The following is a 14286-nucleotide window of genomic DNA, read 5'->3' on the forward strand; positions in this document are numbered from 1 at the left end:
CCTACAGCCGGACCGGGATCCCCTTGCTGTCGAGGTACTCCTTCGTCTCCTCGATGGAGTACTCCCCGAAGTGGAAGATCGAGGCCGCCAGCCCGGCGTCGGCGCCGGCCTCGACGAACACCTCCTCCATGTCGGCGGGGCTGCCACAGCCCGAGGAGGCGATCACCGGCGTCGAGACGCTGTCACAGACGGCCTTCATCAGCGGGATGTCGTAGCCATCCTTGGTGCCGTCGGCGTCGATGGAGTTGACGAATATCTCTCCCGATCCCCGGTCTTCGGCCTCCATGGCCCACTCGACGGCGTCCAGGCCGGTCCCCTCGCGCCCGCCCTTGACGGTACACTCGAACCAGCAGGACTCCCCGTCGACCTGGGCGTACTGTTCCCCGCCCTCGTCGAACCGGCGCCGGGCGTCAAGCGAGATGACGATACACTGGCTGCCGAAGGCCGCCGCGCCCTCTTCGATCAGCGAGGGCTCGGCGATGGCGCCGGAGTTGATCGAGACCTTGTCGGCGCCGGCCCGCAGCGTCTCTTTGATGTCCGCCCGGGTCCGGATGCCACCGCCGACCGTCAGTGGGATGAAGACCTCGTCGGCGACCGACGAGACGGTTTCGAGCATCGTCTCGCGGCCCTCGGCGGAGGCGGTGATGTCCAGGAAGACGAACTCGTCGGCCCCGGACTCGTTGTAGGCTTTGGCCATCTCGACGGGGTCGCCGGTGTACTCCAGATCCTCGAAGTTGACACCGGTGTAGACGGCGGCGTCCCCGTTCTCGTCGACATCTACGTCGATACAGGGGATGATGCGCTTCGTGAGTGTCATTCGGTACCCGACGGTTCGCCACAGGGCCGTTTGACCGTTTCGGCTGGCGCAATCGGGTCAGCCCATCGCGGCCGAGACGACCCGGACTTCCTCCTCGCCGAAGGCCGTGTAGTAGAGCCTGATCTCGTATATATCGCCGTCGAGGAAATCCCCCGAACGCTCTGCGTCACGACCGACGAAGAGGTCGCCCATACTGATCTTCGACGAGAACGATCCGCTCTTCTCGCGCTGGCCGTCGACGTATACGGTGTACTCGCTGCCGTCGTAGGTCCCGACAGCGACCCGTCGTTCGCCCTCGCTGTACGGCCCCACTCGCAACTGCCCGCTCTGTGAGCCGCTGGCTTTGTCGACACTGTACGCGATATCGTACTCGTCCGGGTCACCGCGCTGTTTCAGTTCGAACAGCCAGTTGCTCCCGTCGTTGTCGATGTGCTCGACGAGTTCCTGCTTTCGGGCACCAGTGTCGGTCCGGTAGGCGACAGCGACGGTGAACTCCGAGACATCGATGGGCGCGCTGAGTCCCGTCACCTCGACGAAGTCACCGCTCCCGTCGAAGCGCAGGCTGTCGCCCGTCCATCGGGGGTTGCCTCGGACTGTCCCGTCGTTGCCGTTGCCCGACCGATCGACGAGCGTCGACCCGCTCGTCGACTCGAAGGTGTAGTAGGCGATGAAGTCACCGACCTCGGATCGGTCGTCGATCGCCTTGTCGACCAGCACGGTCTGCTCGCCGTCCCGGGAGACGACGGTGATCCGGTCGCCGGGTGCCGTCGGGAGCAACACCGTCCGGCCGGCGGCGTCCTCGCCGAACGTCGTGACTCGCTTCCCGTTGAGCTGTACGTCGACGGTCGTCGAGAGTGCCTCTGGCGTCATCTCCAGGCCTGCCGGCGTCTGCTCGTAGGTGAACTCCGCGTTCGCCGTCGGCGCGCCCAGCCCGTCGAGATAGGCGAACGAGCCGATCGCCAGCACTGCCCCGAGGAACACGACCGTCGCTACCAGCAGGAGATTGCCGACGACTCCTGTCATCCCCCGCTCGTCCGAACCGATACCGGATTCCCCACGCATACGCCCGGGTTCGAGCTACGCCGGCAAAACGATGCCGTCGGTATCGACAACTGACCGCCCCGGTATCGAACCGCGACACCTCCTGCTCGCACGCTCTCTCCGAAGACGATGGGACCGGCCGAATCCGACAGCTACAGGTAGCCCCTGGCAGAACGCTGTCGTATGTCCGACGACCACCACGAGGAGGAGCGTCCGGAGTTCGACCCACAGCACGTCGACCTCCCGTCGAAGGAACCGCCGCTGCGCTCGACGGCGCCACAGAGCGACTTCACGATGTCGCAGGTCTCGACCGGTGCGGCCGTGGCGCTCGTCGGGCTCCTGTTGACGTTCGGCGTCGCGTTCGTTCTGGTCTGAGCCGCGCCGCCGCTCAGATGTGCCGTGCCAGCGCCGGAGCCTTCCAGAGGTCCGAGAACTGGAACGGGTACAGTTCGAGCAGGTCCGGGATCGTCAGCTCGTAGCGCTGGAGGCGGTCGAGCTGTCTCGGTGACATCCCGCCGGCAGCGCGGACGAACCGATCCTGCTGGACGGGAGCGAAGTCGTAGAGGAGTTCGCCGACGGCGCGCTGGAGCTTCCAGGCGCCCCCTTTCTCGTCGTTCCACCGCCGTTCGTAGGGCGCGAGCCCCGACCGGGACGTGTCGCCGGCCCGCAACGCCGCCAGAGCCACGTCGGCGGCCATCTCGGCGGATTCCATCCCCGGCCGGATCCCCTCGCCAAAGAGCGGGTTGATGCTGGAGACGGCGTCGCCGACCGCGAGCAGGCCGTCGACCGCCCGCGTGTTGATCGAGTTGTTCGAGTACACCTGTCCGGCGTGAACCTCCCGGACCGAGTCGACTTCCCAGCGGTCGTCGCTGTCGGCCCAGCGCCGGACGTAGTCGTCGATCCGCCGGCCCGCGTCGGTGTTGTGGCGCTCGTAGAAGTCGTCGATCCAGCAGACGCCGACCTTGAACACGCCGTCGCCGGCCGGGAACGCCCAGGCGTACCCGCCCGGGGCGTCGAAGTGGTCGAACCGGAACAGCATCTCGTCGAGTTCGAACGTCCCGACGGCCTCGTACTCCTTGCCGATGCCCCGCTGTGCGCTGTCGCGGTCGAACATCCCGAGTTGGTCGGTCAGTACGGCCGAGTCGCCGGTCGCGTCGACCACGAGGTCGGCCGATACCGTCCGCTCTGTCCCGTCGGCGCGACAGCGGACGCCGGCGATGCTCCCCCGTTCGTACACCGGTTCGGTGACTCGGACGCCGGTGTGGACCTCGCCGCCCGCGTCCTCGACCTCCGTGCCGAGGAACTCCAGAAAGTTCGGGAAGTCCAGCACGTAGCCGGGGATCTCGAGGTGTTCGGCGGTGCTCGGTCCCTCGAAGACCACGCCGCTACTCTCGGCCATCACGACCGAGTCGGGGATGTCGTACCCCTCGACGACCTGGTCGAAGGTCCCACCCGTCGACTTGTCGTTGTCCGACAGTTCGTCGTGGGCTTCCAGTACCGCGACCGAGAACGCCGAGCGCCGTGTCAGTTCGCGCGCGAACTGGAGGCCGGAGGGGCCGCCGCCGGCGACGACCGCGTCGTACGTCTCCTGCATGGATTCCCGTCCGGGCGGGACGGAGAAAACCGTTCTGTGCTAGGCCAGTTCGTCCTCGATCGTCGACCGGAGGTCGGCGATCTCGCTCGCGTCGTACTGGAGTCGGTCGTCGTTGACAGTCAGGTCGAGGTGGTTCGAGCCGTTGGCCTCGCCCAGTTCCGTCACCGGGGCGACCCCGTCGAAGGCCTCCCGAACCGCCGCGGGGTCGGTCGTCTCGAGGACGACTCGGCCGGGCTGTTCGCCAAAGAGCAGGCGTTTGCGCGTGCCACGCTCGACGGTCTCGATCTCCACGTCGGCGCCGGCGTCCTCGTGGACCATCTCGGCCAGCGCCACCGCCAGCCCGCCGTGGCTCACGTCGTGGGAGGCAAGCACGTGGTCGGCGTCGGCCACGTCGGCGATAGTGCTGACGAGGCCGCTCGGATCGGCCGGCAGTTCGGGGAATCGGTCGGTGCCGCCGAAGACGGCGGTGTACTCCGAGCCGCCCAGCCGCGGGTCGGCCTCGCCTTCGAGGGCGCGGTCGCCGACGACGACCAGCGTCCCCTCACCCGAGAGCGCCATCGGCGGAGCGTCGTACCCTTCCTTGACGCCGACGAGCGCGAGCGTCGGCGTCGGGGGAATGGGACCGGTGACCGAATCGTTGTACAGCGAGACGTTCCCGCCGACGACGGGCACGTCCAGATCGGCACACATGTCCGCGAGCCCGTCGACGATACCCTCGAACCCGCCGTACACGTCGGGTTTCTCGGGGTTACCGCCGTTCAGACAGTCGACGGCGGCGTGGGGGGTCGCGCCCTTCGCAGCGACGTTGGTCGCGTTCTCTAAGGCGACGGCCCGGGCGCCCTCGTAGGGCGCGGCGTCGGTCCAGTTGGGGTCGGCGCCGGCCGAGAAGGCCAGACCGGTGCCGGCCTCGCGGATGGCAAGGAGCGCCGCGTCGTCGCCCGGCAGGACGCTCGTGCGGACCTGGACCTCGTGGTCGTACTGGCGGTACACCCACCGTTTGGAGGCGGTGTTCGGGCTGGCGACGAGCTGGCGGAACGCCTCCTCGGTGTTGACCGTCGGGAGGTCCCGCTCCTGCTCGGGCGGGGCCTCGCTCGGGAGGTCGTTCATCGGCGCGCCGTCGCCGAGGAACTCCGCCGCCACGTCGACGACCGTCTCGCCCTCGAAGGTACAGACGTAGTTCGTGCCGGGCTCGGTGAGTTCGCCGATGACCGAACAGCCCAGGTCGTACCGGTCGGCCAGTTCGGCCACGCGGTCGACGTTCCCCGACTCGACCTCGTAGACCATCCGCTCCTGGCTCTCGGCCAGCAGGTACTCCATGGCGTTCATGTTCGGTTCGCGCTCGTGGACGCGGTCGAGTTCGATGCGCGCGCCCAGGCCGCCCTTGGCGACCAGTTCCGAGGACGCCCCGCCCAGCCCGGCAGCGCCGAGGTCCCGGGCGGACTCGATCAGCTCCTCGTCCAGCAGCGCCTCGTTGCACTCGACGAGCAGTTTCTCCGTGTAAGGGTCTCCGACCTGGACGGCCGGGCGGTCCTCGGTCTCGGCGTCCTCCGCGAGGTCCTCGCTGGCGAAGGAGGCGCCGCCCAGCCCGTCCCGCCCGGTGGAGTTGCCGACGAGGACGAGCTTGTTGCCCGGTTGCTGTGCCTCGGCGGTGATGGTCCGCTCCGGTTCCAGCAGGCCGATACAGGAGACGTTGACCAGCGGGTTCCCCTCGTAGTCGTCGTGGAAGGCGACCGAGCCGGTGACCGTGGGGACGCCGATACAGTTGCCGTAGTGGGAGATGCCTTCGACGACGCCCTCGAAGAGATAGCGAGAGTGTTCTCGGTCGAAGTCACCGAAGTACAGACAGTCAGCAAGGGCGATCGGGTAGGCTCCCATCGAGAGGGTGTCACGGACGATGCCGCCCACGCCGGTGGCGGCGCCGTCGAAGGGGTCGACGTAGGAGGGGTGATTATGGGACTCGACACCCATGGTGATGTACATCTCGTCGCCGTCGCCGTGGCTCGGCAGGGAGACGACGGCAGCGTCGTCGCCGGGACCGATGACGACCTGGTCGCCTTCGGAGTCGAACGCCGACAGGAGCGGCCGCGAGGAGCGGTACGCGCAGTGCTCGCTCCAGAGGTTCTCGAAGAGCGCGGCTTCGGCGCGTGTCGGCTCCCGACCGATCTCGTCGACCACGATGTCGTGGTCCGCGTCGGACAGGCTCATTACCTCTCCGTGGCTGCCCGCCGGCTAAATCGCTTTCCATGCGCCCCCGAAGCGGCTCTGCCCACGTTCGCGCGGCGCCGTCGCCTCCACCGCCGGCGCCACACACCTAACCAGTTTGGGCGCCGTTCTACTCTCCCGGACGATGATGATACAGGTACGAACATGCGACTGACGATCGATCCCCTCACCGACGAGACGAACAGCGAACTCAGGCGTGCGGTCGACGGGACGCCAAGCGTCGAACTAACCGACAGCCCGGCGGACTCGCTGACGATCCGGGGCGACGACGCCGGCGTGACACAACTGGAACGGACGCTGTGGACCCGTGAACTCTCGGCGCGCGAACACGGGCAGGACTCGCTGGCCGACGCGGACCGGACGGCTCGCGAGTGTCTCCGCGCCGCTCGCTGAGTCACTCGACCACGTACGAGCGGTGTTGCCCGCGGCTCTCGGTGTCGACGAACCGGTAGCGCCGGCAGTCCTCGAACCGGCCGGCGAAGGCCGCGTCCGTGGCCCCGTCGACATCGTACACCTCGTCGGCGCCGGCGAAGCCGTACGCGGTCAACAGTTCCCGGGCGGCGGTCGGAACCGATTCTTCGGGGGCCGTCTCGACGACGAGCAGTCGGTCGGTGAAGCTCTTTGCCGTCCAGGCGTCACGGACGCCGTCGTGGTCGGCGATATCCTCGGCCAGGTCCCGCACGGTCTGGTCACGGTCGGTCATCGTCAAGCGGTTCGTCCGCCGGGTCGAAGGGGCTGACCGCGAAGGTGTTCGGTCAGTCGCGCCCGTCTCCGTCCGTCTCCTCGCCGCCGTCGGTCAGTGCCGGGAGTTTCTCGTCGGCGAACCAGGCGAACTCACGGGAGTACTGGTCCGTCTCCGCGAGGTTCCAGGGGTCACGGTCGGTGACGCGAGGGCCTTCCAGCCAGGACTGGACGAGGTTCCAGAGGAAGATCAACTGACCGACCACGAGGAGGACGACGCCCGCGGTGGCCGCCTGGTGCAACAGGGTGAACAGGTCGATCGGGCCGGCGGTGACATCGTAGGTGGCGTACCGGCGGGGCATCCCGGCGTAGCCCAGCAACACCATCGGGAAGAAGGTGACGTTGGTCCCCAGCATCGTCAGCCAGAAGTGCCACTTCGCCAGGCTGCGCTGGTACCACCGGCCGGTGTAGATCGGGAACCAGTAGTAGATGCCCGCGAAGACGGCGAAGGCGATGCCGCCCATGATGACGTAGTGGAAGTGCGCGACGACGTGGTAGGTGTCGTGGAGGATCAGATCGACGGGGATGGCCGCCTCGAAGACGCCGGTGACGCCGCCGACGATGAAGTTCGCGACGAAGCCGACACAGAACAGGAAGGGCGCGGTCAGCCGCAGACTCCCGTTCCACATCGTCGCCATCCAGTTGAACGTCTTGACCGCGCTGGGGATGGCGATGGCGATGGAGACGGCCATGAACGAGGCTCTGAGCCGCGGGTCCATCCCGGTCGCGAACATGTGGTGGGCCCAGACCCCGAAGGAGAGCACACCGAGCGCCAGCGTCGAGTAGACGACGAACTTGAAGCCGAACAGTTTCCGGCCGGTGAACTTCGGCAGGATGTAGCTGATCAGCCCCATCGGCGGGAGCACGAGGATGTACACTTCGGGGTGGCCGAAGAACCAGAACAGGTGTTGCCACAGCAGCGGACCGCCCCCGTCGGTCGTAAAAAACGTCGTCCCGAGGTTCCGGTCCAACAGGAGCATCACCAGCGCACTGCCCAACAGCGGGAAGGCAAAGAGGATCTGGCCGGACTGGACCAGCACCGTCCAGGAGAAGATGTCGAGGTTCGCCCAGGTGACATCCTCCCCGCGCTCGGTGAAGATGGTCGCGACGAAGTTGATCGCGCCCATCGTCGCCGCGACCCCCGAGAGATGCAGGCCCAGCAACATCAGATCGACGCCCGGATTGGGCTGTTCGACCGACAGCGGCGCGTACATCGTCCAGGCCGTCTGTGCCGGTTCGACCCCTTCGAGGAACGGTGCGCCGATGAGGCCACCCCAGATGAGCAGGGCGGCCGGCGGGAGCAGCCAGAACGCGATGGCGTTGATCCGCGGGAACGCCATGTCGTCGGCCCCGATCAACAGCGGGACGAAGTAGTTCGAGAACGCCGCCAGGATCGGCGTCCCGAACAGGAACAGCATCGTGATCCCGTGGGTGGTCAACAGGCCGTTGTAGAGGTTCGCGCCGATGAAGTCCTGTGCGGGGTAGAGCAACTCGAAGCGCATGAGGACGACGGCGACACCGCCCCAGGCGAACGCGAGGACCGCGAACGCCCCGTAGAGGATGCCGATGTCCTTGTGGTCGACCGTCGTCAGCCAGCGGACGACCCCGCTCGGTTTCTCGTGGCCGGTCCCGGTCGCGGTGCCGCCGCCCCCGACCGTCGGGGCGTACGACCGCCAGTTCTCGACGCGGGCGAGCGCCGCGATCACGCCCACTAGCAACGTCGCCATCAGTGCCGTCGTGACGAGTGTACCGACTGCCATTTGGGTCCCGTTCCGACGCTCGCCCCGTGGGCTTTCTCGGGAATATGTTCGCCCGCCGTGCCACAGCGCGCGGCCCGCTCAGAACGGCGTCTCTACGTCCGTCTCGGGTCGCTCGTCGTCGCCGCTGTCCCCGACCTGCTCGGGAATCTCCCCGGTCTCGCGGTAGGTCTCCTCCAGTTGCTTGAGTTTCCCGTTGATGGCGACGCTCTCGTGGTGTATCGGATCGACGCGGACGCGGACGAGGTCGTACTCGTGACGCTCCGCGAGGCCGTTCCAGGCCCGAAACGCGCCGACCGTGAGCGTGTCGCTCTGCGGGCAAAACTCCGTGGTCGGGGTAAACGCCGCCCGGAGGACGCCGGGGTCGTCGGGCTCGCGGGCGTAGCGGAAGCCGGCGTCGGGGTGACGGTGGTCGAGGTTCAACTGCGCGAGGTTGTAGCCGAAGGTCATGTCGTAGACCCCCCGCTCGTCGAACAGGTCCATCGTCAGCCGGTGGAAAGCGGCGTGGTCGGAGCCGGTCAGGACCGTACCGTCCTCGATGAACGACCCTGGCTCGGGGACGTGCTCGGGCGCGAACGTGTCGTAGTCGTCGAAGCCGGCGTCGGTGCCGGACCCCCGGAGACCGGAGAGGAAGCTCATACGCGACGATTGTGGCGCCGTCACACAGGCGATTGTGCCGAACGTGTTCGCACGAACTCCCACCGTCGGCCGACCCCGACAGCCGGTGATGGTCGCGACGAGTTTCGACGACGAACGCGCCTACCACGACGAACAGTTCTCGGCCCGGACCGTCCACGAGACCGACCGCCAGAAGGTCGTCCTCGGGTACTTCGAGCCCGGGCAGTTCATCCCGGTCCACGCGCCCGACAGCGACGTGGCGATCACCGTCCGCTCGGGGACCGGTGTCGTCCGCGACGGCGACGAGGAGCACGCGGTCGAACCGGGCGACGTGGTCGCCGTCCCGGCCGGCGAGGACCGGGGCGTCCGCGCCGTGGAGGGTCGCCTGGAGGCGACGCTCGTGACCGCGCCGCCCCCGACCGACGCCGAGCACGATCCGGTCCGGCGCGGGCTCCGCGAGGGGACGTTCGACCCCGAGTGACCCGAACACGTTCGGCGACACGCCCTGGGCGGTCGGCGACGAACCGTCTGGTGATGCCAGCGACCGAACTCGACCTCCGAGAGATGCCGCCGCCGGAACGCCACCCGAAGATCCACTCGGCCTTCGCCGACCTGGACGCCGGCGAGGTGTTACGGATCGTCAACGACCACGAACCCAAACCCCTGTTCTACGAGATGCAGGCGGAAGTCGAGGCCTTCGACGCGGAGGGGTACGACTGCCGGAAGGTCGCGGACGGGAAATACGTCGCCGACCTCCCCAAAGAAGCATGACGCAGTCGGGCGACACCACGACCGGGACCGAACGTGTCTCGCTGTCGGAACTGGACGGCGACGGCCGGACGCCGCTGTTCGAGGGCGACCCCCGGACCGTCCGGCTGGCCCTCGACGCCGGCGAGTCGGTCCCGCCGCACCGACACCCCGGCCAGCAGATCCTCTTTCTGGTCCGCGAGGGCGAGTTCGACCTCCACCTGGGGACCGAGACGCTGTCGCTGTCGGCCGGCGAGATCGCGCGGTTCGACGGCGCACAGGACATCTCGCCGACGGCGGTCACCGACGCCGAGGCGCTCGTAGTGCTGGCCGACGAGTAGTCAGCCGAACAGCTCCATCGCCGTCTCGACCGCCTCCTCGTCGCCGCGGTTGGCGGCCTCCCGTAGCGTCTCCTCGGGGACTGCCAGCAGTCTGTCGACCAGACGCTCGCTCAACTGTTCGAGCGCGGCGACCTGTTCGTCGGTGAGGTCGCCGTCCGCACGCAGCCGCGTGAGCGCCTCTTCGAGCTGTTCGGCCCGGACCTCAGCACCGCGTGCGGCGAGCTGTCCGAGCGCCTGTTCCACGTCGATCGTCGGCTCCGTCGTGTCGTCGTTCACACTCATGGCGTCCAGATGATCGTCACGGTCGCGTCGTCGGTCTCGATCGTCTCGTAGTCGTAGCCCCGGTCGTCGAGCTTCGGGTAGAGGTGCTGTGGAGCGCGGTCGTTCTCCTGGACGAGGACGGCGTCGTCCAGGTCCGCGAGCGTCTCCAGGGTCTGCCGGAGCGGTTCGGGCGGCCCGAGGTCGCGCACGTCCAGTCGCTCGGTCGGTGCGTCGGTCGGTGCGTCCGTCTCGGCGAGCAGTGCCACGGGGTCCATGGACGACGGTAGGTCCCCACCGCCGCCGTCGGTTTCCCCGAACATGTTCGGAACCAGTGCCAGCAGGACGCGGACCGAACGGTCGGACATGAGCGCGCTCCCCGGAGACATCGACGCGGAGGCCGGCCCGCCCATGACGATCCCGCTGCGACACTTCGTCGTGGCGCTTGGCTTTCTCGTCGCGGGCGTCGCGGTCGGCGTTCTCGGCGGCCGTGCCGGCCACCTCGCCCAGGTCCACCTCCTGCTTGCCGGCTGGGTTTGTCTCACGATCCTCGGCGCGATGACCCAGTTCGTCCCGGTCTGGGCCGGCGTCGAGTTGCACTCCCGGCGGCTGGCCGCGCTGCAGTTGCCCCTCGCGGCGGTCGGGTTCGCCGGCCTGGCCGCCGGGTTCCCGCTCCGTGCCGACACGCTCCTGCCGGTCGCGGGCGCCCTCGCACTGGCCGGCGTCTGGGTGTTCTGTTACAACCTCGGCCGGACGCTCCGGCGCGCTGCCCCGGACGTGACGACGGGGCTGTTCGCCGTCGCGCTGGGCTTTTTCGTCCTCGTTACGCTCGCGGGCCTCGGGCTGGCGCTGGATCGGGCGGTCGGGGTCCTGCCGGTCGCCGGGGTCTCTCGGGCCACGCTGCTCACCGCGCACGCGACGCTCGCGGTCTTCGGCGCCGTGTTGGCGACCGTCGTGGGCGCGCTCGCACAGTTGGTGCCGATGTTCACCCAGGCCGACACCGGCCGCCTGGCCACGCTCGCGGAACGGGCGGTCGCCGTCGGCTACCCGGTCGGCGTCCTGCTGCTGGCGGGGGACGGCTGCTCGCTGTCCCGACAGTCGCCCGTCTCGGCGGTGTGCTCGTCGCGGCCGGTCTGGCGACCGTCGGCCTTGTCCTGGCCCGCCGGCTCGTCGGCGCGACCGTCGACTGGTCGCCGATGCTGACCCGGTACGCCGTCGTCGCCGTCTCGGTGCTGGGGTGGGCGCCGCTCGCGGCGCTGACCTGGCTCCGCGACCCGCTTGGCTACGCCGGGTTGTTCGGCCACCCGGTGACGGGGAGCCTGCTGCTCGTCGGCGTCGTCGGCTTCGTCGTCCTGGGGACGCTGTACCACGTCGTCCCCTTCATCGTCTGGGTCCACCGCTACAGCGACCGACTCGGATTCGAGGACGTGCCGATGATCGACGACCTCTACGACGGCCGGGTCGCCGTCGCCGACGTGACGGCCTTCGTTGCCGCCGGGCTTCTCGCGGTCGCTCACGACGCCGGACTCTTGCCGGCGGTCGCGGCGACGGCCGCGGGGACGCTCGCGTTCGCCGGGGCCGCGCTGTTCGGGGCGAACCTCGTCACCGTCCTCGTCGCCCACAGCCCACAGTCGATGCCGGAACTCCTGGGTGGCCGGCTCGCTCGCGCGTGGGACCGATAGGCCGGTCATCCGTCCGTCGGCTGCTCGGTGTACAGCGAGTAGGTGAGGACGGCAAACCCCGCGGCGGTAAATGAACTCTCGACGGTGACACTGGTCGCGACCGGGAACTCGAACACCTGGTGGAGGCTCCCGGCGAAGATGCTCCCGACGGTCACGAGTCCGATACCGACGAACAGCGCCCGCATCGCCCGTGCGTCCGTCCGGCGGTAGGCACGGTAAGTCAGGGCGGTCAGCACCGCGCCACAGAGCAGTGTCACCGTCTTGGCGGCGATCAGCAGGATCGTACTGGGACCGATCATGACAGTCACTGCTGGAACGGAACCGTCAATATAAATTGCAGGGGATTTTCAGGACGTGGGAAGCCACCGCCGGCCCGGCCAGGGCCGCGCTACCGGACGTACAGCGAGTAGAGGATGATCCCGAGCCCGATTGCGGTCAGGCCACTGGAGACGAACACGCTCGTGTAGATGAGGTCGACGTTGTAGACGTTGCTGACCACGATATCGAGGACGCCGCCCAGTACTGCCCCCAGGGTCACCACCCCGAAGCCGTACGTGAGCCACTTGTGTTGTGGGGCGTTGGTCCGCCGGTAGGCCTGATACGAGTAGTAGGTGATCAGCCCCCCGATGATGAGGATGAGCGTCTTCGAGACGACGATACCGATCTGTGAGCTTGGGATGTGTGGCATGGTACTACGTCTCCTTGCGGACCTCCGACCAGAGGTTCTCCAGGCGCTGGTCCGGCGAGCGTGCGCGGTGTGAGATGTCGACCGCGAGCTTCCGGTCCTCGTCCAGGCCGATGACCACCTCCTCGAAGTCGACCGCGTACCGGCTGGCGTGCTGGCCGTCGGGTCGGACTTCGACGCCTTCGTACAGCAGCGACGACTCCGTCAGCAGTTCGAGTTTGCGGTAGGCCGTCGACAGCGGAACCCCGCTCTCCTCCGATATCTCGCTCGCCGTCATCGGCTCGTCGAGCACGCTGACGATCGCTCGACAGTCCTCGTCGTCGAGCGCGTCGAGCACCGTCTCCAACTCCGGTGTCTCGTCGTCAGCGAACGGGTCCCGGACCATCGTTGTCGGGACGTGCTCTCTCGACACGGTTAAGATTCCCGAATCCCGCCGAAACCTTCCGCAGGCGGGCGATTCAGTCCCGGAGCGACCCCCGAAACTTAGGGTAGTCTTATGAAAGCCGCTCGCCCGTTCTCACTCGCCGGGAACGCTTCTACTCGGCTGAGAACGCGCTGTAGGGGGTTTATACAGAGGTGTCTTATCCCGACGTGTACATGACTGATCCAATCGGTGCACCCGGCTCGGGGATCTCCCGTCGCGACTTCGTGAAAGCATCCGGCCTCGGCGGCACGCTCGCGCTCGCGGGCTGTGCGGCACCCGGCGACCCACAGGAGACGGTCGAGGCGGCCACGGACACGGCGTCGACGGCCGCGAATCAGTCCAGCAGTCTCCCGACGACCTCCCCGCCCGAGGTCGTCAACGTCGACGAACAGGGCGGCGAGGTCACGCTCTCGTCCGTCCCCGCGCGTCACGACGCCCACCCCGGCGAGTCCATGGGCGGTCCGGTCGAACTCCCGCAGGTCTGGGCGTTCAAGGCCGACGACGGCTCGCCCAGCGTCCCCGGTCCCATCCTCCGGACGACCGAGGGCGAGGACATGGAGGTGACGCTGGACAACTCCGACGGGATGCGCCCGCACACGATCCACTTCCACGCCGTCTCGAAACAGTGGGAGGACGACGGCGTCCCGACGACGACGGGCATCCGCGTCGACCCCGGCGAGCAACACACCTACACCATCCCCGCGGACGTGCCTGGGACCCACCTGTACCACTGTCACTACCAGACCCCGCGGCACCTCGACATGGGGATGTACGGCATCTTCCGCGTCGACCCCGAGGGGTACGAACCGGCCGACAAGGAGTACTTCCTCTCCTTGAAGGAGTGGGACTCCCGGCTCAACAAGCAGATGGCGGGTATGGACGCGAGCTACAGCCCGCGCAACCGCAACCCCGACACGTTCACTGTCAACGGCAAGTCCGCACCCCGGACCCTCCACCCCGAAGACGGCTCGCCGATCATCGTCGAACAGGGGGATACGGTCCGCCTACACATGCTCAACGCGGGCTACATGGACCACCCGATGCACGTCCACAACCACCGGTTCGAGGTGACCCACAAGGACGGCGGCCAGATTCCCGACGCTGCCCGCCACGAGCAGGACGTGTGTTCGATCCCGCCGGCCGGCCGCCGGACCGTCGAGTTCACCGCCGACGCCGACCCCGGCATCTACCTCATGCACTGTCACAAGGTCAACCACGTGATGAACGGGAGCGCGTACCCCGGCGGGATGCTCACCGGCGTCGTCTACAAGGAGGCCATGGACACCGACATCTTCGGGCAGTTGATGGAGTACGCGGGGTACGAAGGGTGAACGGAGTGAACCCTTCGGGACAAGCGA

At 67.9% G+C, this 14286-nt stretch carries 18 protein-coding genes and 1 pseudogene; 7 read left to right on the top strand and 12 right to left on the bottom strand.

Annotation, left to right across the window (positions count from 1 at the left end):
• Position 1 precedes the first annotated feature (1 nt).
• Positions 2–817, bottom strand: a complete 816-nt coding sequence (gene hisF / locus P1L40_RS15415) for an imidazole glycerol phosphate synthase subunit HisF (RefSeq protein ID WP_284008300.1) — start codon at positions 815–817, stop codon at positions 2–4.
• Between the two features lie 57 nt (positions 818–874).
• Positions 875–1879, bottom strand: a complete 1005-nt coding sequence (locus tag P1L40_RS15420) for a LamG-like jellyroll fold domain-containing protein (RefSeq protein ID WP_284008301.1) — start codon at positions 1877–1879, stop codon at positions 875–877.
• Between the two features lie 162 nt (positions 1880–2041).
• Here P1L40_RS15420 and P1L40_RS15425 point away from each other — a divergent pair, with 162 nt between their 5' ends.
• Complete coding sequence (locus tag P1L40_RS15425; RefSeq protein WP_284008303.1) at positions 2042–2233, top strand: DUF7550 family protein; 192 nt, start codon at positions 2042–2044, stop codon at positions 2231–2233.
• A 13-nt stretch (positions 2234–2246) separates the two neighbouring features.
• Here the strand turns inward: P1L40_RS15425 and P1L40_RS15430 are convergent, their stop codons facing one another.
• On the bottom strand, positions 2247–3452 hold the full coding sequence (locus tag P1L40_RS15430; protein WP_284008304.1) for an NAD(P)/FAD-dependent oxidoreductase: 1206 nt from the start codon (positions 3450–3452) through the stop codon (positions 2247–2249).
• Positions 3453–3491: 39 nt separating this feature from the next.
• Positions 3492–5657 (bottom strand): phosphoribosylformylglycinamidine synthase subunit PurL, encoded by a 2166-nt coding sequence (gene purL / locus P1L40_RS15435; RefSeq protein WP_284008305.1) that lies wholly within the window; start codon positions 5655–5657, stop codon positions 3492–3494.
• Between the two features lie 162 nt (positions 5658–5819).
• On the opposite strand from purL, the gene P1L40_RS15440 reads away from it, so the two are divergent.
• The gene (locus P1L40_RS15440) at positions 5820–6068 is read left to right on the top strand and encodes a hypothetical protein (protein WP_284008307.1); all 249 of its coding nucleotides are present in this window, start codon (positions 5820–5822) and stop codon (positions 6066–6068) included.
• A 1-nt stretch (position 6069) separates the two neighbouring features.
• On the opposite strand, the gene P1L40_RS15445 is transcribed toward P1L40_RS15440, so the two are convergent.
• The 3 genes from P1L40_RS15445 to P1L40_RS15455 form a co-directional block, all read right to left on the bottom strand.
• Positions 6070–6378, bottom strand: a complete 309-nt coding sequence (locus P1L40_RS15445; protein WP_284008309.1) for a hypothetical protein — start codon at positions 6376–6378, stop codon at positions 6070–6072.
• Between the two features lie 52 nt (positions 6379–6430).
• Positions 6431–8176 carry a cbb3-type cytochrome c oxidase subunit I gene (locus P1L40_RS15450; protein WP_284008311.1) on the bottom strand — a complete coding sequence of 582 codons (1746 nt, stop codon included), beginning with the start codon at positions 8174–8176 and terminating at the stop codon, positions 6431–6433.
• Positions 8177–8254: 78 nt separating this feature from the next.
• Positions 8255–8812 (bottom strand): DUF7998 family protein, encoded by a 558-nt coding sequence (locus P1L40_RS15455; protein ID WP_284008313.1) that lies wholly within the window; start codon positions 8810–8812, stop codon positions 8255–8257.
• Positions 8813–8900: 88 nt separating this feature from the next.
• Here P1L40_RS15455 and P1L40_RS15460 point away from each other — a divergent pair, with 88 nt between their 5' ends.
• Genes P1L40_RS15460 through P1L40_RS15470 form a run of 3 tightly spaced genes read left to right on the top strand, consistent with a single transcriptional unit; the run spans position 8901 to position 9879 of the window.
• Entirely contained in the window at positions 8901–9272 is a 372-nt protein-coding gene (locus P1L40_RS15460; RefSeq protein WP_284008315.1) for a cupin domain-containing protein, read from the top strand.
• A 53-nt stretch (positions 9273–9325) separates the two neighbouring features.
• Positions 9326–9562, top strand: coding sequence for a DUF2249 domain-containing protein (locus tag P1L40_RS15465; RefSeq protein WP_284008316.1), 237 nt, complete (start codon positions 9326–9328; stop codon positions 9560–9562).
• Positions 9559–9879 (top strand): cupin domain-containing protein, encoded by a 321-nt coding sequence (locus P1L40_RS15470; RefSeq protein ID WP_284008318.1) that lies wholly within the window; start codon positions 9559–9561, stop codon positions 9877–9879. Before P1L40_RS15465 ends, P1L40_RS15470 begins: the two co-directional genes overlap by 4 nt.
• On the opposite strand, the gene P1L40_RS15475 is transcribed toward P1L40_RS15470, so the two are convergent.
• On the bottom strand, positions 9880–10155 hold the full coding sequence (locus P1L40_RS15475; protein WP_379775227.1) for a glutamyl-tRNA reductase: 276 nt from the start codon (positions 10153–10155) through the stop codon (positions 9880–9882).
• A 2-nt stretch (positions 10156–10157) separates the two neighbouring features.
• Positions 10158–10460, bottom strand: coding sequence for a DUF2249 domain-containing protein (locus P1L40_RS15480; protein ID WP_379775919.1), 303 nt, complete (start codon positions 10458–10460; stop codon positions 10158–10160).
• Positions 10461–10503: 43 nt separating this feature from the next.
• Between P1L40_RS15480 and P1L40_RS15485 the strand changes: the two are divergent.
• A pseudogene (locus P1L40_RS15485) lies at positions 10504–11819 on the top strand (hypothetical protein).
• A 5-nt stretch (positions 11820–11824) separates the two neighbouring features.
• Here the strand turns inward: P1L40_RS15485 and P1L40_RS15490 are convergent.
• The 3 genes from P1L40_RS15490 to P1L40_RS15500 all read right to left on the bottom strand — a co-directional run bounded on the left by P1L40_RS15490 (position 11825) and on the right by P1L40_RS15500 (position 12889).
• Positions 11825–12118 (bottom strand): DUF7521 family protein, encoded by a 294-nt coding sequence (locus P1L40_RS15490; RefSeq protein ID WP_284008320.1) that lies wholly within the window; start codon positions 12116–12118, stop codon positions 11825–11827.
• Positions 12119–12207: 89 nt separating this feature from the next.
• The gene (locus tag P1L40_RS15495) at positions 12208–12507 is read right to left on the bottom strand and encodes a DUF7521 family protein (protein ID WP_284008322.1); all 300 of its coding nucleotides are present in this window, start codon (positions 12505–12507) and stop codon (positions 12208–12210) included.
• Between the two features lie 4 nt (positions 12508–12511).
• Positions 12512–12889 (bottom strand): helix-turn-helix domain-containing protein, encoded by a 378-nt coding sequence (locus P1L40_RS15500; RefSeq protein ID WP_284008324.1) that lies wholly within the window; start codon positions 12887–12889, stop codon positions 12512–12514.
• Between the two features lie 212 nt (positions 12890–13101).
• Between P1L40_RS15500 and P1L40_RS15505 the strand changes: the two genes are divergently transcribed.
• Positions 13102–14259, top strand: coding sequence for a multicopper oxidase domain-containing protein (locus P1L40_RS15505; RefSeq protein ID WP_284008326.1), 1158 nt, complete (start codon positions 13102–13104; stop codon positions 14257–14259).
• Positions 14260–14286 lie beyond the last annotated feature (27 nt).

The organism is Haloarcula pelagica, assembly GCF_030127105.1.
Lineage (GTDB): Archaea > Halobacteriota > Halobacteria > Halobacteriales > Haloarculaceae > Haloarcula > Haloarcula pelagica.

What these genes read in the sequence shown, in the direction of transcription:
- hisF (WP_284008300.1), bottom strand. Translation starts at nt 817, where the DNA reads ATGACACTCACGAAGCGCATCATCCCCTGTATCGACGTAGATGTCGAC.
- P1L40_RS15420 (WP_284008301.1), bottom strand. Translation starts at nt 1,879, where the DNA reads ATGCGTGGGGAATCCGGTATCGGTTCGGACGAGCGGGGGATGACAGGA.
- P1L40_RS15425 (WP_284008303.1), top strand. Translation starts at nt 2,042, where the DNA reads ATGTCCGACGACCACCACGAGGAGGAGCGTCCGGAGTTCGACCCACAG.
- P1L40_RS15430 (WP_284008304.1), bottom strand. Translation starts at nt 3,452, where the DNA reads ATGCAGGAGACGTACGACGCGGTCGTCGCCGGCGGCGGCCCCTCCGGC.
- purL (WP_284008305.1), bottom strand. Translation starts at nt 5,657, where the DNA reads ATGAGCCTGTCCGACGCGGACCACGACATCGTGGTCGACGAGATCGGT.
- P1L40_RS15440 (WP_284008307.1), top strand. Translation starts at nt 5,820, where the DNA reads ATGCGACTGACGATCGATCCCCTCACCGACGAGACGAACAGCGAACTC.
- P1L40_RS15445 (WP_284008309.1), bottom strand. Translation starts at nt 6,378, where the DNA reads ATGACCGACCGTGACCAGACCGTGCGGGACCTGGCCGAGGATATCGCC.
- P1L40_RS15450 (WP_284008311.1), bottom strand. Translation starts at nt 8,176, where the DNA reads ATGGCAGTCGGTACACTCGTCACGACGGCACTGATGGCGACGTTGCTA.
- P1L40_RS15455 (WP_284008313.1), bottom strand. Translation starts at nt 8,812, where the DNA reads ATGAGCTTCCTCTCCGGTCTCCGGGGGTCCGGCACCGACGCCGGCTTC.
- P1L40_RS15460 (WP_284008315.1), top strand. Translation starts at nt 8,901, where the DNA reads ATGGTCGCGACGAGTTTCGACGACGAACGCGCCTACCACGACGAACAG.
- P1L40_RS15465 (WP_284008316.1), top strand. Translation starts at nt 9,326, where the DNA reads ATGCCAGCGACCGAACTCGACCTCCGAGAGATGCCGCCGCCGGAACGC.
- P1L40_RS15470 (WP_284008318.1), top strand. Translation starts at nt 9,559, where the DNA reads ATGACGCAGTCGGGCGACACCACGACCGGGACCGAACGTGTCTCGCTG.
- P1L40_RS15480 (WP_379775919.1), bottom strand. Translation starts at nt 10,460, where the DNA reads ATGTTCGGGGAAACCGACGGCGGCGGTGGGGACCTACCGTCGTCCATG.
- P1L40_RS15490 (WP_284008320.1), bottom strand. Translation starts at nt 12,118, where the DNA reads ATGATCGGTCCCAGTACGATCCTGCTGATCGCCGCCAAGACGGTGACA.
- P1L40_RS15495 (WP_284008322.1), bottom strand. Translation starts at nt 12,507, where the DNA reads ATGCCACACATCCCAAGCTCACAGATCGGTATCGTCGTCTCGAAGACG.
- P1L40_RS15500 (WP_284008324.1), bottom strand. Translation starts at nt 12,889, where the DNA reads ATGGTCCGGGACCCGTTCGCTGACGACGAGACACCGGAGTTGGAGACG.
- P1L40_RS15505 (WP_284008326.1), top strand. Translation starts at nt 13,102, where the DNA reads ATGACTGATCCAATCGGTGCACCCGGCTCGGGGATCTCCCGTCGCGAC.